At 67.7% G+C, this 24,603-nt stretch carries 24 protein-coding genes; 12 read left to right on the top strand and 12 right to left on the bottom strand.

Going from position 1 to position 24,603, the window contains the following annotated elements; all coding sequences use genetic code 11:
• Positions 1–12: 12 nt before the first annotated feature.
• Positions 13–1,497: an oligosaccharide flippase family protein gene (locus BM193_RS16445; RefSeq protein ID WP_092797529.1), complete on the bottom strand. Its 1,485-nt coding sequence runs from the start codon at positions 1,495–1,497 to the stop codon at positions 13–15.
• A gap of 15 nt (positions 1,498–1,512) precedes the next feature.
• The gene (locus BM193_RS16440; RefSeq protein ID WP_254786011.1) at positions 1,513–3,597 is read right to left on the bottom strand and encodes a glycosyltransferase; all 2,085 of its coding nucleotides are present in this window, start codon (positions 3,595–3,597) and stop codon (positions 1,513–1,515) included.
• A gap of 150 nt (positions 3,598–3,747) precedes the next feature.
• Between BM193_RS16440 and BM193_RS16435 the strand changes: the two genes are divergently transcribed.
• Together BM193_RS16435 and BM193_RS16430 are read left to right on the top strand one after the other, a co-directional pair.
• The gene (locus BM193_RS16435; protein ID WP_092798035.1) at positions 3,748–5,046 is read left to right on the top strand and encodes a putative O-glycosylation ligase, exosortase A system-associated; all 1,299 of its coding nucleotides are present in this window, start codon (positions 3,748–3,750) and stop codon (positions 5,044–5,046) included.
• Positions 5,043–5,999 carry a polysaccharide deacetylase family protein gene (locus BM193_RS16430; RefSeq protein ID WP_092797527.1) on the top strand — a complete coding sequence of 319 codons (957 nt, stop codon included), beginning with the start codon at positions 5,043–5,045 and terminating at the stop codon, positions 5,997–5,999. The genes BM193_RS16435 and BM193_RS16430 overlap by 4 nt, the downstream gene beginning before the upstream one ends.
• Here BM193_RS16430 and BM193_RS16425 read toward each other — a convergent pair.
• Genes BM193_RS16425 through BM193_RS16415 form a run of 3 tightly spaced genes read right to left on the bottom strand, consistent with a single transcriptional unit; the run spans position 5,908 to position 10,834 of the window.
• Entirely contained in the window at positions 5,908–7,971 is a 2,064-nt protein-coding gene (locus tag BM193_RS16425; protein ID WP_254786009.1) for an asparagine synthetase B family protein, read from the bottom strand. The genes BM193_RS16430 and BM193_RS16425 overlap by 92 nt on opposite strands.
• Complete coding sequence (locus BM193_RS16420) at positions 7,968–9,236, bottom strand: pyridoxal-dependent decarboxylase, exosortase A system-associated (protein ID WP_217638447.1); 1,269 nt, start codon at positions 9,234–9,236, stop codon at positions 7,968–7,970. Before BM193_RS16420 ends, BM193_RS16425 begins: the two co-directional genes overlap by 4 nt.
• The gene (locus BM193_RS16415) at positions 9,233–10,834 is read right to left on the bottom strand and encodes an acyl-CoA ligase (AMP-forming), exosortase A system-associated (RefSeq protein ID WP_092798033.1); all 1,602 of its coding nucleotides are present in this window, start codon (positions 10,832–10,834) and stop codon (positions 9,233–9,235) included. Before BM193_RS16415 ends, BM193_RS16420 begins: the two co-directional genes overlap by 4 nt.
• Positions 10,835–11,018: 184 nt before the next feature.
• On the opposite strand from BM193_RS16415, the gene BM193_RS16410 reads away from it, so the two are divergent.
• Genes BM193_RS16410 through BM193_RS16385 form a run of 6 tightly spaced genes read left to right on the top strand, consistent with a single transcriptional unit; the run spans position 11,019 to position 15,699 of the window.
• On the top strand, positions 11,019–11,780 hold the full coding sequence (locus BM193_RS16410) for a GNAT family N-acetyltransferase (RefSeq protein WP_092797526.1): 762 nt from the start codon (positions 11,019–11,021) through the stop codon (positions 11,778–11,780).
• Positions 11,759–12,004: an acyl carrier protein gene (locus tag BM193_RS16405; protein ID WP_092797525.1), complete on the top strand. Its 246-nt coding sequence runs from the start codon at positions 11,759–11,761 to the stop codon at positions 12,002–12,004. The genes BM193_RS16410 and BM193_RS16405 overlap by 22 nt, the downstream gene beginning before the upstream one ends.
• Entirely contained in the window at positions 12,001–12,861 is an 861-nt protein-coding gene (locus tag BM193_RS16400) for a hydrolase 2, exosortase A system-associated (RefSeq protein ID WP_092797524.1), read from the top strand. Before BM193_RS16405 ends, BM193_RS16400 begins: the two co-directional genes overlap by 4 nt.
• Complete coding sequence (locus BM193_RS16395; RefSeq protein ID WP_092797523.1) at positions 12,858–13,745, top strand: hydrolase 1, exosortase A system-associated; 888 nt, start codon at positions 12,858–12,860, stop codon at positions 13,743–13,745. Before BM193_RS16400 ends, BM193_RS16395 begins: the two co-directional genes overlap by 4 nt.
• Positions 13,739–15,010, top strand: coding sequence for a glycosyltransferase (locus BM193_RS16390; RefSeq protein ID WP_254786273.1), 1,272 nt, complete (start codon positions 13,739–13,741; stop codon positions 15,008–15,010). The genes BM193_RS16395 and BM193_RS16390 overlap by 7 nt, the downstream gene beginning before the upstream one ends.
• Positions 15,007–15,699 carry an ABC transporter permease gene (locus BM193_RS16385; protein WP_175533314.1) on the top strand — a complete coding sequence of 231 codons (693 nt, stop codon included), beginning with the start codon at positions 15,007–15,009 and terminating at the stop codon, positions 15,697–15,699. Before BM193_RS16390 ends, BM193_RS16385 begins: the two co-directional genes overlap by 4 nt.
• On the opposite strand, the gene BM193_RS16380 is transcribed toward BM193_RS16385, so the two are convergent.
• The 7 genes from BM193_RS16380 to BM193_RS16350 form a co-directional block, all read right to left on the bottom strand.
• Positions 15,686–16,432, bottom strand: coding sequence for a hypothetical protein (locus BM193_RS16380; protein WP_217649398.1), 747 nt, complete (start codon positions 16,430–16,432; stop codon positions 15,686–15,688). The genes BM193_RS16385 and BM193_RS16380 overlap by 14 nt on opposite strands.
• Positions 16,433–16,561: 129 nt before the next feature.
• Positions 16,562–17,008, bottom strand: coding sequence for a DUF6678 family protein (locus BM193_RS16375; RefSeq protein WP_092797521.1), 447 nt, complete (start codon positions 17,006–17,008; stop codon positions 16,562–16,564).
• On the bottom strand, positions 17,008–18,243 hold the full coding sequence (gene purT, locus BM193_RS16370; protein ID WP_092797520.1) for a formate-dependent phosphoribosylglycinamide formyltransferase: 1,236 nt from the start codon (positions 18,241–18,243) through the stop codon (positions 17,008–17,010). Before purT ends, BM193_RS16375 begins: the two co-directional genes overlap by 1 nt.
• A 106-nt stretch (positions 18,244–18,349) precedes the next feature.
• The gene (locus BM193_RS16365; RefSeq protein WP_217638468.1) at positions 18,350–18,850 is read right to left on the bottom strand and encodes a VOC family protein; all 501 of its coding nucleotides are present in this window, start codon (positions 18,848–18,850) and stop codon (positions 18,350–18,352) included.
• 187 nt (positions 18,851–19,037) lie between these two features.
• Positions 19,038–19,577: a CPBP family glutamic-type intramembrane protease gene (locus tag BM193_RS16360; protein WP_092797518.1), complete on the bottom strand. Its 540-nt coding sequence runs from the start codon at positions 19,575–19,577 to the stop codon at positions 19,038–19,040.
• 76 nt (positions 19,578–19,653) lie between these two features.
• Entirely contained in the window at positions 19,654–21,234 is a 1,581-nt protein-coding gene (locus BM193_RS16355; protein WP_092797517.1) for a methyl-accepting chemotaxis protein, read from the bottom strand.
• 273 nt (positions 21,235–21,507) lie between these two features.
• Positions 21,508–21,942: a hotdog fold thioesterase gene (locus tag BM193_RS16350; RefSeq protein ID WP_092797516.1), complete on the bottom strand. Its 435-nt coding sequence runs from the start codon at positions 21,940–21,942 to the stop codon at positions 21,508–21,510.
• Positions 21,943–22,086: 144 nt separating this feature from the next.
• On the opposite strand from BM193_RS16350, the gene lpxO reads away from it, so the two are divergent.
• The 4 genes from lpxO to fdx all read left to right on the top strand — a co-directional run bounded on the left by lpxO (position 22,087) and on the right by fdx (position 24,596).
• Positions 22,087–22,986, top strand: a complete 900-nt coding sequence (gene lpxO, locus BM193_RS16345; protein WP_092797515.1) for a lipid A hydroxylase LpxO — start codon at positions 22,087–22,089, stop codon at positions 22,984–22,986.
• Positions 22,987–23,068: 82 nt separating this feature from the next.
• Positions 23,069–23,452, top strand: a complete 384-nt coding sequence (locus tag BM193_RS16340; protein ID WP_092797514.1) for a DUF6331 family protein — start codon at positions 23,069–23,071, stop codon at positions 23,450–23,452.
• Between the two features lie 73 nt (positions 23,453–23,525).
• Entirely contained in the window at positions 23,526–24,158 is a 633-nt protein-coding gene (locus tag BM193_RS16335; protein WP_092797513.1) for a carbonic anhydrase, read from the top strand.
• Between the two features lie 99 nt (positions 24,159–24,257).
• The gene (gene fdx / locus BM193_RS16330) at positions 24,258–24,596 is read left to right on the top strand and encodes an ISC system 2Fe-2S type ferredoxin (RefSeq protein ID WP_092797512.1); all 339 of its coding nucleotides are present in this window, start codon (positions 24,258–24,260) and stop codon (positions 24,594–24,596) included.
• Positions 24,597–24,603 lie beyond the last annotated feature (7 nt).

Below are 24,603 nucleotides of genomic sequence, written 5' to 3'. Positions count from 1 at the left end.
GGGCGGCGGGAATCAGTGCGGCGATTTGACGGGCAGCCAGCGGCTGGCCAGCTTGCGTTGCAATAGCCAAAACTCGGCGGCGATCTCGTGTTTCAACAGCAAAATACCGGCGATCCAGCACAGCAGCGAGGCCAGCGCCGTGCCGGCCAGCGCCAGCAGCGCGCCAGCGTCCGGCAATTCCAGCGGCAGCCACAGCAGCATCAGCAGCGGCGGCGCACTGCCCAGCACGCACAGGGCCAGGCTCTTGCGCACGGCCCGCGCCAGGATGCGCCAGTGCAATCCACTGAGCGTACGCAGGCAGCAATACGTCATTGCACTGCGCAAGAGATTGCTGATCACCACGGCCCAGGCCACGGCCACCAGCCCGAACGGCGCCGCCAGCAGCAATGCCGCGACCTTCAGCACGCCGGCCCAGGCATCGAGCCGCACTTGCGCCCGCATCTGGCCCGTCGCCACCAGCAGGTAGCGGGCCATGTTGAACATGCTATACACGGCCGAAGACAAACACATGATGCGGATCAAGGGCACACAGCCCATCCATTGCGATCCATACAACACCTTGACCAAGGGCAAAGCCATGCAGGCCAGAAAGAGAAAAAACGGCCAGGCCAGTGCCGTCATGTAGCTGACGGTGCGCAGATACACGGCCAGCGCCCCGCCCTGCCCGTCCCTCTCCCCCTCGCGGTCGCGCGCCGCGAACAGGGGAAACACCACGGGCGAGATGGCGCTGGTGATGGCCTGGTTAAACAGATTCAGGACGCTTTGCGCCTTGCCGAACAGGGCCAGGCTGTCGATACCGATCAGCTTGCCGATGATCAGGTCCGGCGCCGCCACGCCCGCCTCGTCGACGAGTCCGCCGCCCGTCGCATACACGCCGAAACTGGCGATGGCGCGCATGCCGCGCCGTCCCGGCAGCCACGGCAGCTCTTTCGGACGCACCAGCAGGCTCACCAGCAGCGAGGCGCACGAACCGGCCACGGCCGCCCACACCATGCTCAGGTAGCTGTAGCCCAGCAGCGCCAGGGTCACGGCCACCAGCAGGTTGACCACGCTATTGGCCCCGTTGATGGCGTAGATGGCGCGAAAGCGCAGCTGCCGGCGCAGCATGGGCAAGGTCAGCGCGCTGAACGGTATCAACAGGAAATTCACCGACAGCAGGCGCAGCACCAGGGTCAGCCGGGGTTCGCCATAGAAATGCGCGAGCGGCGCGCTGGCCAGCAGCACGAGGGCCGCCAGCAGCCAGGCGACGAGCAGGCTGGTGGCCAGGGCGGCACGCAGTTTCACCAGATCGAGCTGCTTTTCCTGGATCAGGTATTGCCCCACGCCAAAGTCGCGCACCACTTGCGCCAGGGCCACCAGCACGGCGCCCAGCGAATACACGCCCACCTCGGCCGGCGTGAGCAGGCGCGACAGCACCATGGTGGCGACTATGCCCAGCAGCAGCACCGTGTATTTTTCGGCGAAGGAAAACAGGAACGAGTGGCGGGTGGCGCTCATGCGTGGCGCCCGCCCCTACACCAGGCCCGCGTAAAACTGGCGCAGCTGCGCCTGCAGGCGCGGCATGGAATAGCGCTGCACGGTTTCCTCGCGCGCCAGGCGTCCCATGCAGGCGCGCCGTGGCGCATCGGCCAGCAAGTCCGCCACGGCGCCACAGGCCGCCCCTTCATCGCCGAGCGGCAGCAGCAAGCCGCCCTGGCTATCGTGCAGGATATCGTGCGTGCCCGGCACGTCCGTGCCCACGGCCGGCACGCCGCAGGCCATGGCCTCGATGGTGGCGATGCCAAAGCCTTCGTTTTTACTCAGCAGCAAATGCAGGTCGAAGGCCGGCATCAGCAATTCGATGCGTTCCTGGAAACCCGCGAACAGCACGCGCCCGGCCAGTCCCGCCTGCTGCACCTGCAGGCGCAGCATGGCTTCCAGCGGTCCCGTGCCCACCAGGACCAAATACAGTTCCGGAAACCGTGGCGCCAGGCGGGCGAACAGGGCCAGCAGCGCTTGCGGCCGCTTTTGCGGCGACAGCCGCGCCACCGAGCCGATCACCAGCGCCCCGTGCGGCAGTCCCAGCTGCAGGCGCGCCTGCGTGCGCCGCTCGGGCGAGACGAGAAAGGTTTCCGTATCGACACCATTCGGGATCACGGCCAGGCGCGTGGCGGGCGCCAGCATGTCGCGGTACAGCGCGAGAAAATGCCGCATGGCCGACGGCGACACGGCATACACGCCCTTTACGCTGCGAAACGCTTCCTGCAGCCGGGGCCGCTGCCAGCCGCTGAACGCTTCCAGCGGAAACGCGTTGTGCACGCTGATGACGGCAGGCAGGCGGCAGCGCCGCGCCAGCCACAGGATCGAGGCGCCATACGCCGTCCAGCAAAAGGCCACGTGCACGAGGTCGGGGCGCAGCCGCCGCAGCCGCCAGGCGCCGCTCAAGCTGGCGCGCAACAGATTCCAGCGCCGCCAGGGCCAGTGTTCGAGGAACAGCGGCGGCTCGTAGACATGGACCTTCAGCCGCCGCCGGCGCAACTCCTGTGCCCAGGCGGCAAAGCCGGGAAAGCGCCGCAGCGCCAGCACGCTGTCGTAGCCGCATTGCGCCAGCAGTGTCGCCTCTTGCGCCATGCGCAGCTCCATGCCGCCCAGTTCGCCCGAGTAACTGCTGATGACTATGCGCGGCAAGCGTTTGCGCCGTCCGCGCCACGCTTCATGGAAAAAGCCCCGCAGCTTGGCGCGTTCCCATTGCCGCAGGAACAGGTCGGCCCGGTCGCGCCGCAGCCAGGCGCGCACGGCGCCCACAGTGTCGCGCAGATAGCGTCCCAGCATCCAGCGCGGCACGCCCAGCCACTCGACGCTGGGCGCGGGCAGCGCCAGGCGGCATTGCCCCCGGCCAAACAGCATGGCGCGGCGCAGTATCCAGGCGCGCTGCACCTGTGGCACGCGGATGATGTGCGCCACTTTCGCTTGCGGACAGAACCACGAAGGGTTGCCCGCCGCATGCATTTCCAGGTTCAGCCGCGTCTCGCTGCCCATGGCGTAATTGGCCCCCTGCGGGCCGATGCTTTCGTCATAGCGGGCGCCCGCCTCGAAGATGCGGCGGCGGATGGCCATGTTGGCGCCCCACACGAGGCCCGGATACACGGGGCCGTCGCGCAGGCTGGGGCTGGTGATGCCCCACGTCAAGCCGACCGGCGTCAAGCGCAGCAGCCAGTCGGCGGGCCGTTCGCGCCAGGCGGGCACGATGGCGCCGCCAAACAGGGCATAGCCGGGATGGCTGCGCGCACAGTCCTGCAGGCGGCACAGCCAGTCAGGGGCCGGCATGGCGTCGTCGTCGCCGAAGACGAACAGCTCGCTGCCGTCGCCGGCGTGGCGCAAGGCGTGCTCGACGGCGCCATTCAGGGCCGGGCTGCGCCCGCGCCGCGCCACGTGGACGTAACTGAGGGGCAGGCGCGCGCGAAAGGCGGCGATCACCTGCGCCGTGGCGTCGCTGCTGCCATTGTCGGCGATCACCAGGCGCCAGCCGCCCCTGGGCGGGTGCAAGCCCATGTAGGCGCGCAATACCTGGGGCAAGGTGCCGGCGCCATTGTAGGTCGCCATGAGAACGGTCAACAAGCGCATGCCTCCTTGGTCTTACCATGAGCGGACTGATGTCAACGTTCGACAAGGTGCCGATGCCGAACGTGCTGATCCAGTGTACTGAGCCTGCCCGCCAGCCCGTTGACCATTATCAAGATCCACGCCAAGCCGGAGCGCCCCCCTTTCATGCGCGACATACTGATCACCATCCTCATCTTCGGCTCCCTGCCTTTCATCTTGAAAGAGCCGGCCATTGGCGGCCTGATGTGGGTCTGGGTCAGCGTCATGAATCCCCACACGCAAGGCTGGGGCTTCGCCACGCACATGCCGTTCGCCTTCATCATCGCCATCGCCACCATGCTCAGCGTCCTGATGTCGCGCGAACCGAAGCGCCTGCCGCTGACGCCCGTCAGCGTGCTGCTATTGCTGTTCGTCGCCTGGATGAATGTCACGGCGCCGTTCGCCTTGCTGCCCGAGCCGTCGTGGGTGCAGTGGAACAAGGTCATGAAGATCATGCTGATGAGTTTTGTGGTGATGATGGTGATACGCACGCGGCGCGACATCGTGCGCCTCGTGTGGGTGCTGGTGGGCTCGATCGGCTATTACGGCATCAAGGGGGGGATCTTCACCATCCGCAGCGGCGGCACGGAACGGGTCTGGGGACCGGAGGAGACCTTCATTGGCGACAATAACTCGCTGGCCCTGGCCCTCATCATCACCATTCCCCTCATGTATTACCTGCAGCAGCAAACCCGTCAGCGCTGGCTGCGCCATGGCTTGTCGGCGGCGATGCTGCTGTCGGCCCTGGCCGCGCTGGGCTCGTATTCGCGCGGCGGCTTGCTGGCGATCGCCGCCATGGGCCTGTTCATGTGGCTGAAAAGCGAGCGCAAGATGGTGCTGGGCGCATTGCTGGCCGCCATCTCGCCCCTGCTGCTGGCCTTCATGCCAGAACGCTGGGCCGAGCGCATGGATACCATCAACACCTACCAGGACGATGTCTCCGCCATGGGGCGCCTGAACGCCTGGCGCATGGCGTACAACCTGGCGCGCGACCGCTTCCTGGGCGGCGGCTTCGACGTTTCCGACGCCACGATCTTCGCCCGCTACGCGCCCAACCCCCTGGATGTGCACGCGGCGCACAGCATTTATTTCCAGGCGCTGGGCGAACACGGCTTCGTCGGCCTTCTTATCTACCTGGCGCTGGGCATCGCCACCTGGCATACGGCGGCCGTCATCATCCGCCTGACGCGCGGCAACGCCGAGCTGCGCTGGGCGCATGGCCTGGCCACCATGAGCCAGGCCAGCCTGATCGGCTTTGCCGTGGGCGGCGCCTTCCTCAGCCTGCTGTATTTCGACATGCCGTATTACCTGATGGCGGCCCTGATCGCCACGCGCATCGTGGTCGAGCAGCAATTGCGGGAGCGCGCGCCGCAGCGCCGTCCCGCCAAGGCCGGAGCCAAGACCGCCATCGCGGAGCAGCCATGAGCAAGGTCAGCCAGATCGGCCAGGCCAGCCTGTCGATCCTGATCTACCACCGCGTGCTGGCGCGGCCCGACCCGCTGTTTCCCGGCGAAGTAGACGCCGTGCTGTTCCAGCGCCAGCTGCGCCTGCTCAAGCGCTTCTACACGCCGCTGCCCCTGGCGCACGCCGTGCAGCGCCTGCGCGATGGCAGCCTGCCGCCGCGCGCCGTGTGCATCACCTTTGACGATGGCTATGCGGACAATGCGCAAGTGGCCTTGCCGCTGCTGCAACAGCACGCCCTGCACGCCACCTTCTTCATTGCCACGGGGTATCTCGATGGCGGGCAAATGTGGAACGACAGCGTCATCGAAGGCGTGCGCCATGCGTCCGGCCCCGTGCTTGACTTGCAGGCCGTCGGCCTGGGGCGCCTGCACGTCGATACCCTGGCGCGGCGCCAGGCCGCCATCGCCACCCTGCTGGGCCAGCTCAAATACCTGCCGTTCGCCCAGCGCCAGCAGCTGGCCATGCATATCCGCCGCCAGGCGGGCGCCAGGCCGCGTCCCTCCGCCATGCTCAGCACGGCGCAACTGCGCCAGCTGCACGCGGCCGGCATGGGCATCGGCGCGCATACCGTCAGCCACCCGATCCTGGCCACCCTGTCGGAGCGGGCCGCGCGGCTGGACATCGCCAACGGCAAGCGCCATCTGGAAGACGCGCTCCAGGCGCCCGTCGCGCTGTTTGCCTATCCGAACGGCAAGATGGGCGTCGACTATGGCGCGCCGCACGTGGACATCGTGCGCAGCCTGGGTTTTACGGCGGCCGTCGCCACGGACTGGGGCGTGGCGCGTCCCGGCGCGGCGGCGGACCTGCTGCAGCTGCCGCGCTTCACGCCGTGGGATCGAGGACGCCTGGCGTTTCTGTGGCGCATGCGGCAAAACCGTTTGCGACCGCCCCCAGCGCGGCCGGATGCTGGCTGAGCCACTGTTCCAGCATCAGCAGCAGCCACACCATGGTGCCGTGATAGGCCGGGTGTTCCGCCAGCAGGCGGCCTTTTAAATCATCGATGAAGGCGGGCCGCACGATGCCGCGACCGCGCAGCTGCGTCAGGTTGTCAAAGGCGAACTCGCGCAGCGGCACGTGCGTATGCAGCCACTGGCCGAACGGCAAGCCGAAGCCATGTTTTTTCTTGCGCAGGATGGCCGGCGGCAGCACGTCCGCCAGCGCCCGCTTGAAGAAGGGCCGCAGCCGCATGCCGTCGAGCTTGTCGCGCGGCGCCAGGCGGGTGGCAAACTCCACCATCGCATCGTGCAGGAACGGAAACGCCGCCTCCACGCCCGCCAGTTCGCACGCCTTGCGCACTTTCACCAGATCGTTGTCGGCCAGCGTAAAGCGCATGTCGAGCGCCAGCAGTTCATTGATCTGGCTCAAGCCCTGTCCCTGGCGCTGCCAGTACGCGCCATTCACGCAGCCGGGCGCCATGCCCGGATCGATGGACTCGATGAAGCCCGCTTCCAGCACCGTGCGATGGCCATGGCGCAGCAGCAGGTTGTAATGGTCCAGGCGTGCCGGCAACGGCAGGCTGGCTTGCTCGATGTAGCGGCGCGCCTTGTCTGCCAGGCGCCACGGCTTGCCCGTTTGCCGGCGGAACAGCAGCGGCTCGATGATGGCCTGGCGCAGCATGGCCGGCAGCAGCTCATAGCGCGACAGCAAGGCCTGGTGCGCATAGCGCGCATTGCCGCCAAACAGTTCATCGCCGCCATCGCCGCCCAGCAGGCGCACCACGCCGTGCGCGCGCGCCATCTGCGCGCAGTAAAAGGCGGGAATGGCCGAGGCGTTGCCGAACGGCTGGTCGAACATGGCCGCCATGGCGGGAATGGCGGCCAGCACGTCGTCTGGTGTCACATAGCGCTCGTGGTGGATGCTGCCCGCGTGGCGGGCGGCCAGGCGCGCATACGCCAGCTCGTCATAGCCGGGCACGTCAAAGCCGATGGAATACGTGCGCGCCGGGCGGCCCGTCACCTGGCCCAGGATGGCGGCCAGGGTGGAACTGTCCGTGCCACCGCTGAGAAACGCGCCCGTGCCGGATGCGTCGCTGCCCAGGCTGCTTTCCACGCACTGGCGCAACAGGCCCAGGAATTCCCGCTGCTTGCTGGCGAAACTGGCGGCCCTGCGCGCGTGGGGCTTTTCCTGGAACGCCAGCTGCCAGTAGCTGCCTTTGCATTGCTTGCCGCCGCGCACGTGCAGGTATTCGCCGGGCAGCAGGCGCTGCTGGCCCAGGTACGCCGTGGCCGGGCCTGGCACCATGTGGAAGTACAGGTAGTGATACAAGGCTTGCGGATCGAGCGCGCCGCGCACGGACGGATGCGCCAGCAAGGCGTCATGCGACGAGGCGAAGAACAGGCCCTGGGCGTTGCTGGCATAGCTGAGCGGCAGGCTGCCGGCGCGGTCCACGGCCAGCAGGGCCGAGTCGGCGAAGGCATCGAGTATCGCCAGCGCGAACGGCCCCGACAGGCAGGCGCAGGCCGCCACGCCACGGCTCAGCCACAACGAGGCCAGGCGCCGCGCCACGTCGTTGGCCGAGCCATCGAGTTCGGGCCGGCCCCAGATGGCCACCTGCAAGCCATCTTGCTGGAAGACGTGGCGGCTGCCATCGATGGCGGCCACGGCCACGCCGCCCACCTCGCTCAGGCAGGCGGCCAGCGGCGCGCTGTCAAAGCGCGACAGGGGCGCGGCCATGCGCGCCAGGGCGATCTCGGGGCTGGCGGCCGATCCGCCTGCGCCCCTGGCGCCGGCTGCGGCGTCGGCGACAGCGGGGGGAGCGACAGCGGGCCGCGCATCGTCCGTCGCGGGCGCACCGGTGGCCAGCGGCGCCAGCGAGGCCCCGTCCGGCGCGAAGTGCGCGGGCGCGCGATGGCCCGCCGCCGCCAGCCAACCGCACAGGCCGCTCATACGAGCACCTCGGCCGGCAGCGGATGGCCGAGAAACGCCGTCGGGCTGGCCGTCAAGCCGTAGGCGCCCGACTGGAACACCACCACCAGGTCGCCCTCCTCGGCGCGCGCCAGCTCCATCTGGTCGGCCAGCAAATCGAGCGGCGTGCACAGGGGCCCGACGACGGACGCCACTTCGCGCGCGCCGCCGCGCAGGCGGTTGCCGATGGCGACCGGGTAATTCTTGCGGATCAGCTGGCCAAAATTGCCCGAGGCGGCCAGGTGATGGTGCAATCCCCCATCCGTGACGAGAAACACTTGCCCATGCGACAGCTTGCGTTCGATGACCTGGCACACATAAATGCCGGCCTCGGCCACCAGATAGCGGCCCAGTTCCAGGTTCAGCCGCGCGCCGGGCGCCGCCACGGCCAGTTGCTCGAGTTGCCGCTGCAAGCCTTCGGCCACGGGCGCCAGGTCCAGCGCCAGGTCGCCGGGAAAATATGGCACGCCGAAGCCGCCGCCGATATTCAAGGTGCGCAAGGGACCGGGCGCGCTGTCGGCCAGCTGCAGGGCCAGCTGCACGCTGTGCGCCTGCGCTTCCACCAGGGCCGTGGCGGACAGGTTTTGCGCGCCCGCAAACAGGTGAAAGCCGTGAAAATCCAGGCCCAGCTCGCCGATACGCGCCAGCAAGGCCGGCACCTGCGCCGCATCGACGCCAAACGGCTGCGCGCCGCCGCCCATGCGCATGCCGGCCCGCCGCAAGGCAAAATCGGGATTCACGCGCACGGCCACCCTGGCCGCCACGCCCAGCCGTTCGCTGGCCAGCGCCGTCTTTTCCAGCTGGGTCCGCGATTCCAGATTGATCAAGACACCCGCCGCCACGGCGCGCGCCAGCTCCCCCGCGCTCTTGCCCGGCCCCGCAAAACTGATGCGCTCGGCCGGCATGGGCGTATCGAGCGCCGTGGCCAGTTCGCCGCCCGAGGCCACGTCGATGCCATCGACCACGCCGGCCAGCAGCTGCACCACGGCCGGCATGGGATTGGCCTTCATGGCGTAATGCACGTGCACGCCATCAGGCAACGCGGCGCGCAACTGCGCCACGCGGCGCACGATGTGGCCACGTTCATACGCATAAAACGGCGTGCTGCCCACGCGCTGCGCCAGCCGCTGCAGGGACAGTCCGCCCACTTCCAGCATGTCATCGGCCACGGCAAACTGGCGCATAGCCGCGTGCAAGGGCAAGCCGGCGTCGTGCAGGCTCGCAGCCGTCAAACCTGGGCCGTTCATGCCGCACCTCCGGATTGGACCGCATACGCGCGCGCCAGTTCCCGCGCCAGCAGCGGACGGTCGATCTTGCCGTTGGGATTGCGCGGCAGGGCCTCCTCGCGGATATCGATCCACAGCGGCACCATATAGGCAGGCAAGCGGGCGCGGCAGGCAAGCAGGACATGATCGCGCAGCAGTTCCACGCCAGGCAGCGGCGTGACCAGCAAGGCGATGGCCTGGCCCAGCACGGCGTGCGGCACGCCCAGCGCCACCGCCTCGCCCACCAGGCCGCTGGCATACACGACTTCCTCGACCTCGGCCGGGCTGACCCGGTAGCCCGAGGTCTTGATCATGTCGTCGCTGCGGCCGACAAAATACAGGTAGCCATCCACGTCGCGGCGCACCGTGTCGCCCGACCAGACGGCCAGTTCCGGCAGCACCAGGCCGCTGGTCTGCGGCGGCAAGGGCTTGAAGCGCTCGGCCGTGCGCGCCGCGTCGTTCCAGTAGCCGAGCGCCACCAGCGCGCCACGGTGCACCAGTTCGCCCGGCTCGTCGGGCGCGCAGACGCTGCCGTCCGGGCGCAGCACCAGCACTTCCGCGTTCGGGATGGCCAGGCCGATGGAATCGGGACGCCGCTCCAGCTGTTCCGGCGCCAGATACGTGGAGCGGAACGCTTCCGTCAAGCCATACATGAGGAACACCTGTGCGCGCGGCAAGGCCAGGCGCAGCTTGTCCAGCGTGCTGCGCTGCATCACGCCGCCGGAATTGGTGATGTAGCGCAAGGGCGTCGACAAGGGCCAGCTCAACTGGGATAGCTGCACCCACAGGGGCGGCACGGCGGCCAGTCCCGTGATGGCTTCCTGCTCCACGGCCTCGACGATGTCGCGCAACAGCAGGTAATTCATCAGCACGGCGCAGGCGCCGCTGAGGAAAGCCGTCGTCAGCTGGCTCAGGCCGTAATCAAAGCTGAGCGGCAGGACGCACAGGATGCGGTCCTCGGGCGTGTTGCCCAGGTAGCCGGCCACGCTGGCCGCGCCCGCCAGCATGTTCCGGTGCGACAAGACCACGCCTTTCGGCCGCCCCGTGCTGCCCGAGGTGTACAGGATGGCCGCCATGTCCGTGTCGATCACCCGGTGCGGCAGCGGCGCGCCCAGGCCGGCGCCATCGAGCGCGGCGCGCCAGGACAGCAGGCGCACGGCGCCCAGGCTGCCCTCCGGCGCGGCCTCGCCCGTCAGCAGCACCGTCTGCAAGTCCGGGCAGGCGGCCAGCGCCGGGCCCAGCTGCGCCAGGCGCTCGCGCGAGGTGACGAGGACATGCACATTGCAGTCGGCCAGGATGTAGGCCACCTGTTCCGGCTTGAGCAGCGGGTTGACGGGCACAAAGACGCCACCGGCGGCGGCCGCGCCAAACATGGCGCTGACGTTTTCCGGGCGCTTTTCCAGGTACACGGCCACGCGCGCGCCGCGCTGCAAGCCCAGGGTCAGCAAGGCGCCCGCGCAGTCGCGCACGCTTTGCGCCAGCGCGCCGTAGCTGTGCGCCTCGCCCTGCCACGACAGGGCGGGCGCGTCGGGCGTGCGTTGCGCCGTATCAAGTATTACCTCGTGTATCAGTGTCGCCATCATCGGTCCCCGGGTTGCCATGATTGCCATGCATCCCCCATGATTCAGATAAACGGACACAGCGGTCTTGATTTTTATCAAGTAACAGTTGCAGTAACACAGCTTGAGGCGGCGCAAGACCGGCGCTGGCCGCTGCGCTCTAATGGACAGCGTTGGCTGCATAGCCGTCCCATCCGTTCCCGCCATGGCCCCGTCCACGCATCGCCCCTTGCTGCAGCGGCTCGCCGCCAGCCTCCACGAGCTGGGCTGGCGCGACTGCGCGTGGCTGGCCGTGGCGCGCCTGCTAGAGCAGGTGCCGGGCCGGCGCTGCGCGCTGTACCGCTACCAGTTCGTGGCCCAGGCCGTGGCGCCCGGCTCGCTGTGCCATGGCCGCGGCCAGGGCATCGCCGTCACGCCCTGCCTGGCGGAAGCGGATTTGCCGCCCGGCCCCGAGCGCCGGCCCGGCGTGCTGCGCGAACGCTACCGCCAGGGGGCGCAATGCCTGGTGGCGCGCAGCGCGCAGGCGCCAGGCATGGCCGGCTGGCTGTGGCTGCTGCGCCACGGCTGCCAGGAAGACGAGGTGCGCGCCCGCTACGCGCTGGCGTCAAGCCAGTCCTCCTGGGACCTGGACGTTTGGGTGGCGCCGCCACAGCGCGGCGGCCTGGTCTTCGCCCGCCTGTGGGAAGAAGCCAACGCGGTGCTGCACGCGCAGGGCGTGCGCTGGACGTGCAGCCGCATCTCGCGCTTCAACCGCGCCTCGCTGGCCGCCCATGCCCGCCTGGGCACGCACGCGCTGGGCACCGCCACGTTTTTGCGCTGCGGCCGCTGGCAATGGATGGCCGCCAGCCTGCCGCCGTATGTGCACCTGTCGCGCCGGCCGGACGATGTCCCCTGCCTGGCCTTCGATACCTCGTCCCTGCCGCACTACCCTTCCCTGGAGCTGACATGCCGCATCTTGAAGCAGTAAAGCGCATCCTCGATACCACCCTGGGCTTGAACGGACGCGCGCTGGAAGCGCACACGCCGCTGCTGGGCAGCGTGCCGGAGCTCGATTCGATGGCCGTGATCGGCGTCATCTCCGCGCTGGAAGAGCACTTCGGCATCGAGGTGGCCGATGACGACATCCACGCGCGCCATTTCGCCACCGTGGGCAGCCTGCACGATTTCGTCCACGCGAAGCTGCGCCGATGAACAGCACCGCCACCGGCCCGCTGCCCCTGCTGCCGTTCTTCCTGCCGGCCAGCGGCGGCCAGCGCTATTGTTTGCTGCACCTGCCGCCGCCGGGCCAGGCTTCGCGCGGCGGCATCGTCTACCTGCACCCGTTCGCCGAGGAATTGAACAAGAGCCGCCACGTGGCCGCCGCGCAGGCGCGCGCCTTTGCCGCCTTCGGTTACAGCGTGCTGCAGATCGACCTGTTCGGCTGCGGCGACAGCAGCGGCGACTTCGGCGAGGCACGCTGGGCCATCTGGCACAACGACGTGCACCTGGCCTGCGCCTGGCTGGCGCAGCGCGTCGACGGTCCCCTGAGCGTGTGGGGCTTGCGCCTGGGCGCCCTGCTGGCGCTCGATTTCGCCAGCCGCGCGCCGCTGCCCCTGGCACGGCTGCTGCTGTGGCAACCGGAACTCGATGGCCGGCGCTGCATCGACCGCTTCCTGCGCCTGCGCCTGGCCACGAGCATGCTGGCGGGCGGCGCGCACGAAGCGCCCGGCCATGCGCGCGCCGCCCTGGCGGCGGGACGGCCAGTCGAAGTGGCCGGCTACCTGCTGGCGCCCGCGCTGGCGCACGCCATCGACGGCGTCAGCGCATCCGGGCTGATGCCACCGGTGCCGGTCTACTGGCTCGATTACCGCGCGCCCGGCCAGGCCGGCGCGCCGCCGCTGCCGCCGCTGGCGCGCCAATGGCGAGACCACGGCGCCGCCGTGCACCTGGCCAGCTTCGGCGACGGCCCGTTCTGGCACAGCGGCGAATTGCTCGCGTGCCCGCAACTGCTGGAAGCGACGCGCCAGCTGTGCCATGACTGGCTGCGGCAAGAAAGGCCGGCGCCATGAAGCGCGAGCAGATCGCGGCGCAAGCCGTGCGCCAGCTGGCCCTGCGCTTTCGCGGCGCGCCCGCCCTGGCGCAGGAAGATGGCGAGGCCGGGGCGCGCATGGTCGGCATCCTCAGCCTGCCCGCGGCGCCCGGACCGCGCGGGGTGCTGATCGTCACGGGCGGGCCGCAGTACCGCGTGGGCAGCCACCGCCAGTTCGTCCTGCTGGCCGCCGCGCTGGCCGCGCAAGGCTTGCCCGTGCTGCGCTTCGACGTGCGCGGCATGGGCGACAGCGAGGGCCGCCCGCGCGACTACCGCGCCGCCGGCCCCGACATCGCCGGCGCGCTGGCGCAGTTCTTCGACGCCGTGCCGTCCCTGCGCGAAGTGGTGCTGTGGGGCTTGTGCGACGGCGCCACGGCCGCCGCCTGCCATGCGCCGCGCGACGCGCGCGTCAAGGCGCTGGTGCTGCTCAATCCCTGGGTGCGCAGCGAGGCCGGCCTGGCGCGCGCCACCCTGCGCCATTACTATTTGCCGCGCCTGCTGCAGGGCGCGTTCTGGCGCAAGCTGGCGAGCGGCGGCGTGCGCCTGGGCGCCAGCCTGCTGTCGCTGCGCCAGGTGGCGGCGGCCACGCTCGATGCGGCCGCGCCGCAACGCGATGCGCCCGCGCCGGCGCTGCTGCGGGCGCTGACGCAATTCCAGGGCAAGGTCTTGCTGATCCTCAGCGGCGACGACCTGGGCGCGCATGAATGGACCACCCTGCTGGCCAGCGATGCGGCCTGGCGCGCCGTCACCGCCCGTTCGCAATGGACGCAGGCGCAGGTCGATGGGGCCAACCACACGTTCTCCAGCGCCGCCTGGCGCGCCGAGGTGGAGCGGCTGTGCGTGCGCTGGCTGCTGTCATGGTAGCGGCCAGGCCCAAACGGGTGCTGATGATCGCCTACCATTTCCCGCCGCTGGCGGGCGGCAGCGGCATCCTGCGCACCCTGGGTTTCGTGCGCCACCTGCCCGATTGCGGCTGGCAGCCGCTGGTGCTCAGTCCCGGCCCCGGCGCCTATGCGCAGCGGTGCGATTCCCAGCTGGCGCAGGTCGGCGCGCAGACCACCGTGCGCCGCAGCCTGGCCCTGGACGCGGCGCGCCACCTGGCCATCGGCGGGCGCTATCCGCGCTGCCTGGCGCTGCCCGACCGCTGGAGTTCCTGGTGGCTGAGCGCCGTGCCGGCGGGCCTGCGCATGATCCGCGCATACCGCCCCGATGCCATCTGGTCCACGTATCCGATCGCCACCGCGCACCTGATCGGCATGACCTTGCAAAAGCTCAGCGGCCTGCCGTGGATCGCCGACCAGCGCGACCCGATGCTGGACGACAGCGATGCGCTGGCGCCGTATCCGCCCGAACCGCGTCTGCACCGCGTGCATGCGTGGATCGAGCAGCGCATCGCGGCGCGCAGCGCGGCCATCGTCTGCACCACGCCGGGCGCCATGGAGGCGCACCGGCGGCGCCTGGCGCAGGTGGCGCGCGAGCGTTTCCACCTGATCGAGAACGGCTACGATGAAGACGGCTACCGGGACGGCCCTGCGCGCGCGGGCCACCGCAGCCGTTTTTTGCTGCTGCACAGCGGCGTGATCTACCCGTCCGAACGCGATCCGCAGCCCCTGTTCCAGGCTTTGGCGCGCCTGCGCCACGACGGCGTGCTGCATGCGCGTAATTTCCAGCTGGTGCTGCGCGCCACGGGACACGATGCGTGGCTGGCCAGCCTTCTGGTGAAATACGCCATCCTCGACCTCGTGACCTTGGCGCCCTTGCAGCCGCATGGCGCGGCGCTGCATGAAATGCAGGCCGCCGACGGCTTGCTGCTGCTGCAGGCGGCCAACTGCAACGGACAGATTCCCGCCAAGCTGTATGAATACCTGCGCTGCCGGCGGCCCATTCTGGCGCTGACGGACCTGGCCGGCGACAGCGCCGCCAAGCTGCGCCACTGCGGCATCGACACCATCGGCCAGCTGGCGTCCAGCGCCGACTGCGCGCGCGCGCTGCTGCGCTTCCTGGAACTGGCGCGCCAGGGCCGCGCGCCGCTGGCCAGCCCCGCAGCCATCGCCCTGCAATCGCGGCAAGCCCGCAGCAACGCCCTGGCCGACTTGCTGGACCAGGTCAGTCACCGGAGAACAGCATGAAATACTGGATATTTGCCTGCGCCCTGGCCGCCGGCGGCGGCAACGCCATGGCGGCGACAGACTGCCCGCCCTACACGAAGCGCACGCCGGGCGGCGACTACACGAGCGCGGAAGACCGCGACGGCTTGACCATCGTCGAGAAATTCCACTTTTCGCGCGCCGTCGAAACCCTCACGCAAGGCATGACGGGCAGCCTGGGGGCCGACATCAGCTATACACTGGAGCACTTCCCCAACCACCACCGGGCGCTGGCCTCGATGGCCAAGCTGGGATTGCGGCTGAAAAGCGCCCAGCCGCCGGGGGCGCGCTACTCGATCACCTGCTTTTTCGAGCGCGCCATCGGCTTCGCGCCGCACGACGTGACGGCGCGCATGGTGTATGGCAGCTACCTGCTGGCCACGGGCCAGGATGCCACGGCGCTGGAGCAGCTGGACGCGGCCAGCCGCCTGGCGCCCGAACAGGCCACCATCCAGTACAACCTGGGCCTGATGTACGTCAAAAAGAAGGAATACGAGAAAGCCAGCGCGCATGCGCAAAAAGCCTATGCGCTGGGTTTTCCCCTGCCGGGACTGAAGAACAAGCTGAAGGCGGCAGGCAAGTGGAAAGAGCCGCCGCCCGCCGTCATGGAAGCAAAGGAAGCACCGGCAGAACCGGCCGCGCCGCCGGTCGAACAGCCTAGCGGGGAATGAGGGCCGGCCGCCGGGCCACGCTCAGATGGCCCAGCGGCGAGGCGGCCAGCGCGGCGGCCAGGTCACGCCGCGACTGCGCCTTGTCGGCGGCCGCGCCGATGTGCGCCATTTCGGCCGGCTGCAGCACGGTCGCCGTCAGCAGCAGCACCGGGCCATACGGCGTGTCGAAGGATGGGGGAATCGTGGCCGCGCCCTGGGCCAGCAGCACGCCCACCTGTTCGTTCCCGTTTTCGAGGCCTGCCGGCGCATCCTGCACGTCCAGCAGCATCGAGACGCTGCCATGGCGCTGCACCAGCAAATCGATGGAGCCATGGTCGGCCACGTTCTGGCTGACCTGATAGATCACGTCGAACAGCCACGATGCCTGCACGGCATCGCCGTCGAAGGCGGACAGCGGCGCCTCGATGCACACTTCCAGCAGGTGGCCGCGCGGCACGAACACGTCGTCGTCATCCTCGAACGGATCGCTCAAGCCATCGCTGGCGATGAGGATGGAATCTGGCCGGCGGATCACGCGCCAGGCCTGGCGCAGCGACGGCCAGCGCGGGCCGCCCATGAAGGCCGGGTTGAGCAGCGGCGCCAGCACGTCGGCATCGACCGTGCCCAGGGTGGCATAAAAGGCGTCGCGCGCGGCGCAGGCCGCGGCCAGCATCTGCGCGCCCGCTTCCTTGCCGACGACGGCGTCATCCGGTTGCGGTACGTGGGGAATATCGTTTTCAGGCATGTTATTCATCTATTATTTACGACACCTGACAAAACCGTAGCGAGCGGACGAAAGAGGTGGCCAAGAAGCGCCACCGTACTCTGGTACGGTGAGCATCGCGGGCCGCCTGTACCGACGCGCAGCAGGGTTGGTCCGGTGTCAATCAGCAGGCGGAAAGTCATGATAGGAACGGGGCAGATAGCCCCAGATGCGCGCCACCCTGTCGCGCACCTCGAAATCGAAGCCGATGCGTTCCAGCTCCGGCACGATCCACACGCCGTGGTCGATGATTTTTTTCGGCAGCAGCATGGCCACGTGTTCTTCCGAGGTCAGGCTGATGTCGAACCACTCCACGCCCATGAACGGGAATGGCGGGTGATAGTCCCATTCCGTGTCCCAGCGCGAGACGTAGCCGGAGACGGAACCGTAGCGGTAGGACGGCACCCAGTCGGCGCGCCCGCGCATGCAGGCCAGCAGCTCGTTCCACTTGCAGTCGTTGGCGGCTCCGGCCAGGTTGCGCCGCGCGATGTGGCCGCGCAGCTTGCGCTTGATGTCGTCGCCGCCGGCGTCGGCCTGCGGCAGGCTGGCAGCCGCCACCACGGCCATCAGCGCGCCACCGGCCGCACTTTCGACGCGGCCAGCACGGCGCGCTGGCGGGCCGTGTCGATATCGTCTGCCGTGGCCAGCGCCACGCCCATGCGCCGGCGGGCGAACGATTCCGGCTTGCCGAACAGGCGCAGGTCCGCGCCCGGCACGCTCAAGGCGTCCGCCACGCCTTCGAAGGCGATGCCTTTCGCTTCCAGCTGGCCATAGATGACGGCCGAGGCGGCGGGCGAGCGCAGCGCCACGTTGACGGGCAAGCCGAGGATGGCTTTCGCGTGCAGTTCGAATTCGCTCTGCACCTGGCTGGCCATGGTCACCATGCCCGTATCGTGCGGACGGGGGCTCACTTCCGAGAACCACACCATGTCCTCCTTGACGAACAGCTCCACGCCAAACAGGCCCAGGCCGCCCAGGTTGTCCGTCACCTTGCGGGCGATGTCGCGCGCGCGCTCCAGCGCCAGCGGCGCCATGCGCGCCGGCTGCCACGATTCCACGTAATCGCCCTGCACCTGCACATGGCCGATCGGCTCGCAGAACTGCGTTTCAATCTGTCCCGAGGCGCCCACGGCGCGCACCGTCAGCAGGGTGATTTCGTAATCGAAGTCGATGAAACCCTCGACGATGACGCGCCCCGTGTCGACCCTGCCGCCGCTGGCCGCGTAGGCCCATGCCGTTTCCACGTCGGCGGCGCCATCCAGTTTGGACTGGCCCTTGCCCGACGACGACATGACGGGTTTCACCACGCACGGAAAACCGATTTCCTGGCACGCCAGCTGCAGCTCCTGCAGGCTGCTGGCGAAGCGGTAGGGCGAGGTCGCCACGCCCAGGGTTTCGGCCGCCAGGGTGCGGATGCCTTCGCGGTTCATCGTCAGCACGGCCGCGCGCGCGTTCGGGATGCAGGTGATCTGCCCCGCCGCTTCCAGCGCGGCCAGCGTGTCGGTGGCGATGGCTTCGATTTCCGGCACGATCAGGTCCGGCTTTTCCAGCGCGATCAGGGCGGCCAGCGCCACGCCGTCGTTCATGTCGATCACGTGCGAGCGGTGCGCCACCGGGTGGCCCGGCGCGTTCGGATAGCGGTCGACGGCGATCACTTCCACGCCCAGGCGCTGCAGCGCAATGATGACTTCCTTGCCCAGTTCGCCCGAGCCCAGCAGCATGACCTTGACGGCGGTGGAAGACAGGGGCGTGCCGAAGGTGCGGGGCGCGATGGTGCTGCGGGGGATGGTGCTTGAGGTCATGGCAGAGTCTGTAGGCGGATGGAAAGATGGCTGGGACTATAACAAATGCCGGCCATCTTGGACAGGGCGCGCCGCTGGCGTGCGCCCGCCCCGCCAGCGGGCCGGCCTAGCCCGCGTAGGCCCGCTTGATGTCGTCGATGTTGATCTTTTTCATGCCCATCATGGCTTTCATCACCCGCTGGGCCTTGACGGGGTCGGGGTCGCCCAGCAGCTTGACCATGATGGTGGGCACGATTTGCCACGACACCCCGAACTGGTCCTTGAGCCAGCCGCACTGCTGCGCTTCCTTCGGCCCGCCTTCGGACAGCTGGGTCCAGTAATGGTCGACCTCGTCCTGCGTTTCGCAATTGACCTGGAACGAGATTGCCTCGGAAAACTGGAATAGCGGTCCGCCGTTCAAGCCCGTGAACGTCTGGCCGTCCAGTTCGAACGCCACCGTCAGGACGCTGCCCGGCTCCTGGCCGTGGATTTCCTGGCCCTCCTCGCCGTAGCGCAGGATCTGGCCGATCTTGGAGTTGGGGAAAATTCCCGTATAAAACAGGGCCGCCGCCTCGGCATGACCGTTGAACCATAAACACGGGGTAATCTTCTGGATGCTGTGCATGATGTCTCCCTTGGCAGGTGTGGATCAGACGCCTCACTATAGTCACTTTTGCGGCGCCGTGGCGCGCGGATTGCGCCTGTCATGCGCCGATTGGCGCCCCGCACCGCCCCGCGTCCCGGCAGGCATGGCAACAGTCCCGGCGGCCATGACGCGTGAGCACGGCGGCGCGCAGCGGGCGTTGGCCGGCGTCTTAAGCGTCGAGGCCGTAGAACACGGCGACGAGGATGGCGATGTTATTGCAGGCGCGCGAAAACGCCGTCGTCGTGTAGGCGGCGGCCACGCCCGGGCCGCGGTAGCGCAGGTAGACAAAGCTGAACATGGCGCCCGAACCCAGCGCGACGATGGCGTGCAGCAGGCCGCCGCTGATGCAATGCACGATGCCCCACAGGATGGCGCCGATAAAAATGCTCAGCTGGCGGCTGGCGCCCAGGCGCTTGAGGATTTCCAGCGGCAGCAGCTGGCCCAGGAAGGTTTCCAGGATGGGGGAATAGATGACCACCCAGAATACCAGCATGGGCAGCGACACTTCGCGCTTGAACTTGGCCAGGCCCGTGTGCGCGCCCCAGTATTCGGGCGGCAGCAGCCATTTGGTGATGAACAGGATGACAAAGCACAGCACGCAGGTGAGCAAGCCCCAGCCGAGGCCGGCCAAAGCCTGCTGCAGCACGGGCGGCGCCGGTTTGTCGGCACCGTCCGGACTGGACATATCGTGGCTGCTGCGCACTTGCATGGGGAGTCCTGGCGGTGATCCAGCGCTCATTGTAGCGCGGAACACGGCGCATGGCGCGCCGCGTGACGCTGGGCCCTCAGGCCGCCAGGCGCAGGGGGCCGGTGGCCGGCTGCGCCAGCTTGAAGATGCCCACTTCCTGTTCCAGCTGCGCCGCCTGCTGCTGCAATTCCTGCGCGGCGGCGGCGGCCTGTTCCACCAGGGCCGCGTTTTGCTGGGTCACGCGGTCCATGTCGACGATGGCGCGGTTGACCTGCTCGATGCCGGCGCCCTGCTCCTGCGTGGCGTGGCTGATTTCGGCCATGATGCCCGTGACCCGGCCGATGCCGGCCACCACGTCATGCATGGTGGCGCCCGCCTGCTCGACCAGCAGGGTGCCCGTGCCGACCTTGCTGACGGAATCGTCGATCAGCAGCTTGATTTCGCGCGCGGCGGCGCTGGAGCGCTGCGCCAGGTTGCGCACTTCGGTGGCGACGACGGCAAAGCCACGACCCTGTTCACCCGCGCGCGCCGCTTCCACGGCCGCGTTCAAGGCCAGGATGTTCGTCTGGAAGGCGATGCTGTCGATCACGCCGATGATGTCGACGATCTTGTTCGACGACGCATTGATCAGCCCCATGGTGTGCACCACCTCGGCGACGGCCTTGCCGCCCTGCTCGGAGACGCGCGAGGCTTCGCGCGCCAGGCGGTTGGCTTGCTGCGCGTTCTCGGCATTCTGGCGCACGGTGGAAATCAGCTCTTCCATGGACGAGGCCACTTCTTCCAGCGAACCGGCCTGCTGCTCCGTGCGCTGCGACAGGTCGCGGTTGCCCGAGGCGATTTCCGTCGAGGCCGTGGCGATGCTTTCCGTACCGTGGCGCACCTTGCCGACGATGGCGGCCAGGTTGTCGCGCATGGTCTTGATGGCATACAGCAAGCTGCTGTCGTCGCCCTCGCGCGTGTGCACGTCGATGGCCAGCTCGCCCTGGGCGATGCGCCCGGCGATGGACGCCGCATACGCCGGTTCGCCGCCCAGCTGGCGCAGCAGGCCGCGCGTGATGACGGTGGCGACCGCGATGCACGCCAGCACGCTCAGCGCGGCCAGCACACCGATCCAGCGCAGCGACTGCGCGTGGATGGCGCGCGCAGCCACGCTCGCCTGTTCCGACTCGCGCTGCACGGCTTTCAGTACCGCATCGATATCGGCGACGATCTGCCGCCGCAAGGGGCTGCACTCATCGACGAGGAAGGTGCCGTATTGCTCCATCTGGCCCGCCGCGCGGAACTGGCGTGGCCGCTGCAGCTCCTGCGCCATGGCGGTCAGCCCCTTGCTGACCTTGTCGAACTGCGCGTCGCCGGCGAACTTGGGCGCGAGTCTGGCCAGCGCTTCCAGGTACAGCGCTTTCTGGCTGTCGAGGATGGCCAGCTCTTTCTCGGCGGCCGCCTGGTCATGGAAGATATAGGCATTGCGCGCGGCCAGGCCCGTCTGGTCGAGCGCTTCGCGCGCCACGTACAGCGGTTCGAGTTTTTCCAGCTGGACTTTTTCCTGCGCTTCCATGGCGCCGGAGATGGCGCCGATGCGCAGCAGCGCAAAAGCGGCCAGTACCAGCATCAGCAGCACCAGCATGGCAAAGCCCGCGCTCAAGCGGGCGCCTATCGTCAGACGATTGAATGACTTCATTGTTTTTTTGTTGCCTATAATAAAGTTGAATGTTTGGCCGGTTTCATGGAAACCGGACAATCTGCCAGCCGTCGTCTCTCCGGTCCCGCCGCTAGTGGCGGGATGGGTATCTAACTTGCGTTTTTTGGGCAGTCAGCTTGTATTTCGGGCAATGTAGGCGCGCGCGGGAACCCGGCGCGGCACGTGAGCACACTGAATTATAAGCGAACAACGTTATTTATCATTCCACGCGTCCACTTTTAATGCCTTGATGCAGGTCAACAAGCATGAATTTCAGGCGGCGCCAGGCGCATCGATCACGGCCATGGTGATGCGGGAAATGCAGCACAGCTTGCCCTGCTCGTCGACGATGCGAATTTCCCAGACCTGGCTGGTGCGCCCACGGTGGACCGGCGTGGCGCGGCCCGTGACATGGCCGCCGCGCACGCCGCGCACGTGGTTGGCGTTGATTTCCTGCCCCACGCTCACCTGCTTGCGGCTGTCGAGGCAGGCATTCGCGGCCATGCTGCCCAGGGTTTCGGCCAGCAGCACGGAAGCGCCGCCATGCAGCAGCTTGAAAGGCTGCATGGTGCGGTGGTCAACGGGCATGGTCGCCTCGATCCAGTCCGGGCCGAAGGCCGTGAAGGCGATGCCCAGATGGCGCATCGCCGTGCCCTCGCTGGCGGCATTGAGCATGGCCAGGTCGAGCGGTGCGTGCCAGATATCCATCGTTACTCCTTGAAAGTGGTCAAATGCGGATATTGTAGGGCAGCTGCGCCGTGGATGCCGCTTCATGATTCCTTCACCCAGGTGCAGGATGGCGAGGCCATTAACTGGTTATAATTGCCCCATTCTTAAAAAACGAGGTTGTGTATGAAGTGGGCCTTGCTGGGCATTTTTGTGTTTTCTGTTTTACATATTCATTTCCGGGGCAAGGTGCGCCTGCCGTTCCGCCGCCAGATCTTCGATCATTCCTCGTTCATGGCGCCGCTGAACCTGTTCATGCACACCTTTTCCAAGGTGCCGGCCACGCCATATTTATCCGTCGAGCAATTCCCGGAACTGGCGCCGCTGCAGCAGAACTGGCAGATCATCCGCGATGAAGCGCTGCGCATGCAGGAAATGAAAAAGATCAAGGCGGCCGAAAAGAACAATGACGTGGGCTTCAATTCCTTCTTCAAGTATGGCTGGAAGCGTTTCTACCTGAAATGGTACGACGCCAACCACCCGTCGGCCCAGCAGATGTGCCCGCAAACCTATGCGCTGCTGCAATCGATTCCCTCGATCAAGGCCGCCATGTTTGCGGAATTGCCGCAAGGCGGCAAGCTCAACCCGCACCGCGACCCGTTCGCCGGCTCCCTGCGCTACCACCTGGGCCTGCAGACGCCGAACGATGACCGCTGCTTCATCGACGTCGATGGCGAGCGCCACAGCTGGCGCGATGGCCAGGCCGTGATGTTCGATGAAACGTATATCCACTGGGCACGCAACGATGCCGACAGCGACCGCATCATCCTGTTCTGCGACATCGAGCGCCCGATGCGCTACCGCTGGGCGCAAGGCTTGAACCGCTGGCTGGGCCGCACCCTGATGACGGCAGCCGCCTCGCCCAACGAACTGGGCGACCAGGTGGGCGGCGTGAGCAAGCTGTTCCAGATTTCCTGGACCATGGGCCAGTACCGCCGCCGCTTCAAGGCGTGGAACAAGACGGCGTACCAGATCACCCGCGTGGCGCTGGTGGTCGGCATCATCGCGCTGATCTACTTTATCTAAATCGGCGGCAGCGCCTTGACACCACCGCCTCCGGGCGGTTTTTTTTATCGCGCGATGCCACCGGCCGGGAGAATCTGAAAAAATGAGCGAACGCGACCGCCAGTACGCTATCCAGATCGGCGACGACGCCTGGATCGACTTCATCGATCTTGACGGCCGCTATGACCAGGCGATCGACATCGATGCCTTGCTGGGCGAGCTGTGGCCGCTGATCTGCCGCCTGGAAACGCATTGCGCGGCCGGCTGCTGCGGCATGGATGCCTTCGATTTCACGCAGGCTGGCATCGCCGCGGCGCTGCTGGAGCTTGACCGCGCGCAACTGCATGCGGCCTGCGCGCAGGCCCGCAGTGCCGTGGCAGCGGCCGCCAGCGATGTTTTCATGAGCAACACGATGAATCACATGGCCGACAAACGCGTGTTTCTGCAATTGCTCGCGCATATCGACCGCTGCATCGTCGGCCCTTGACCCGGCCTGCCGGCAAGCCGGCCGCGCCAACTTCGGCGATAATACGGGCTCACACCACTCTTTTCTTTTATTTATGCGCGACATCATTGCCGGATTTCTACGGTTCCAGAAGGAAGTCTTTCCTGAACGCCGGGAGCTGTTCAAGACGCTGGCCACGGGCCAGACGCCCAAGGCCTTGTTCATCTCGTGTTCCGACAGCCGCATGGTGCCGGAACTGGTGACGCAACGGGAACCTGGCGAACTGTTCGTGATTCGCAACGCAGGCAATATCGTGCCCTCGTTCGGTCCGGAACCGGGCGGCGTGAGCGCGTCCGTGGAATTTGCCGTGGCGGCCCTGCAGGTGACGGACATCGTCATTTGTGGCCATTCCGACTGCGGCGCCATGAAAGCCATTGCCACCTGCACCTGCCTCGAGCACATGCCCGCCGTCAAGAGCTGGCTGCGGCACGCGGACGCGGCGCGCATGATCAACGAATCCGTCGAGCACGCCACGGAGCAGGATCGCATCGACGGCATGGTGCGCGCCAACGTCGTCGCGCAACTGAATAACCTCCGCACCCACCCTTCGGTGGCCCTGGCCATCACGCAAAAGCGGCTGACCCTGCATGGCTGGGTGTACGACATCGAAAACGGCTCGCTCGACGCGCTGGACGAAGCGACCGGAGGTTTTGTGCCGCTCGCGGACCATCCGGCATCGAAGCTGTAGGCGCGGCAAGTGCCGGGTCAGGCGCACACTGCGCTTGACCTTGTCCAGGCGGGAAGGTCCAAGGTGGCGGTATTCAAAACCAACCACGGAGTCTCCCGCATGCCCACCATCACCGTACTGCCCCATCCCGAGCTGGCGCCCGACGGCGCCATCATTGACGCGCCGGATAGCATGAGCATCTGCGATGCCTTGCTGGCCAATCGGATTGACATGGAACACGCCTGCGGCCAGGTGGGCGCCTGCTCCACCTGCCACGTCGTCGTGGTGCGCGGGTTCGATTCGCTCAACGCGCTGGGCGACAATGAGGAAGACATGCTCGACCAGGCCTGGGGCTTGCAGCCCCATTCGCGCCTGTCATGCCAGGCCCGCGTGGGCACGCAAGACGTGACGGTGGAACTTCCCCGCTACACCTTGAATCATGCCAAGGAGAACAGCTGATCGCCTG

Origin of the sequence: Janthinobacterium sp. 344 (assembly GCF_900112025.1) — a bacterium.
In the GTDB taxonomy this organism is placed as follows: domain Bacteria; phylum Pseudomonadota; class Gammaproteobacteria; order Burkholderiales; family Burkholderiaceae_D; genus Janthinobacterium.
This window is presented reverse-complemented; position numbering and strand designations above follow the sequence as displayed.

Coding starts and splice junctions, on each gene's coding strand:
- BM193_RS16390 (WP_254786273.1), top strand. CDS start 13,739: ATGGTAGCGGCCAGGCCCAAACGGGTGCTGATGATCGCCTACCATTTC.
- BM193_RS16430 (WP_092797527.1), top strand. CDS start 5,043: ATGAGCAAGGTCAGCCAGATCGGCCAGGCCAGCCTGTCGATCCTGATC.
- BM193_RS16410 (WP_092797526.1), top strand. CDS start 11,019: ATGGCCCCGTCCACGCATCGCCCCTTGCTGCAGCGGCTCGCCGCCAGC.
- BM193_RS16360 (WP_092797518.1), bottom strand. CDS start 19,577: ATGCAAGTGCGCAGCAGCCACGATATGTCCAGTCCGGACGGTGCCGAC.
- lpxO (WP_092797515.1), top strand. CDS start 22,087: ATGAAGTGGGCCTTGCTGGGCATTTTTGTGTTTTCTGTTTTACATATT.
- BM193_RS16335 (WP_092797513.1), top strand. CDS start 23,526: ATGCGCGACATCATTGCCGGATTTCTACGGTTCCAGAAGGAAGTCTTT.
- BM193_RS16340 (WP_092797514.1), top strand. CDS start 23,069: ATGAGCGAACGCGACCGCCAGTACGCTATCCAGATCGGCGACGACGCC.
- BM193_RS16445 (WP_092797529.1), bottom strand. CDS start 1,497: ATGAGCGCCACCCGCCACTCGTTCCTGTTTTCCTTCGCCGAAAAATAC.
- purT (WP_092797520.1), bottom strand. CDS start 18,243: ATGACCTCAAGCACCATCCCCCGCAGCACCATCGCGCCCCGCACCTTC.
- BM193_RS16435 (WP_092798035.1), top strand. CDS start 3,748: ATGCGCGACATACTGATCACCATCCTCATCTTCGGCTCCCTGCCTTTC.
- BM193_RS16425 (WP_254786009.1), bottom strand. CDS start 7,971: ATGAGCGGCCTGTGCGGTTGGCTGGCGGCGGCGGGCCATCGCGCGCCC.
- BM193_RS16395 (WP_092797523.1), top strand. CDS start 12,858: ATGAAGCGCGAGCAGATCGCGGCGCAAGCCGTGCGCCAGCTGGCCCTG.
- BM193_RS16415 (WP_092798033.1), bottom strand. CDS start 10,834: ATGGCGACACTGATACACGAGGTAATACTTGATACGGCGCAACGCACG.
- BM193_RS16385 (WP_175533314.1), top strand. CDS start 15,007: ATGAAATACTGGATATTTGCCTGCGCCCTGGCCGCCGGCGGCGGCAAC.
- BM193_RS16380 (WP_217649398.1), bottom strand. CDS start 16,432: ATGAATAACATGCCTGAAAACGATATTCCCCACGTACCGCAACCGGAT.
- BM193_RS16405 (WP_092797525.1), top strand. CDS start 11,759: ATGCCGCATCTTGAAGCAGTAAAGCGCATCCTCGATACCACCCTGGGC.
- fdx (WP_092797512.1), top strand. CDS start 24,258: ATGCCCACCATCACCGTACTGCCCCATCCCGAGCTGGCGCCCGACGGC.
- BM193_RS16350 (WP_092797516.1), bottom strand. CDS start 21,942: ATGGATATCTGGCACGCACCGCTCGACCTGGCCATGCTCAATGCCGCC.
- BM193_RS16400 (WP_092797524.1), top strand. CDS start 12,001: ATGAACAGCACCGCCACCGGCCCGCTGCCCCTGCTGCCGTTCTTCCTG.
- BM193_RS16355 (WP_092797517.1), bottom strand. CDS start 21,234: ATGAAGTCATTCAATCGTCTGACGATAGGCGCCCGCTTGAGCGCGGGC.
- BM193_RS16375 (WP_092797521.1), bottom strand. CDS start 17,008: ATGGCCGTGGTGGCGGCTGCCAGCCTGCCGCAGGCCGACGCCGGCGGC.
- BM193_RS16420 (WP_217638447.1), bottom strand. CDS start 9,236: ATGAACGGCCCAGGTTTGACGGCTGCGAGCCTGCACGACGCCGGCTTG.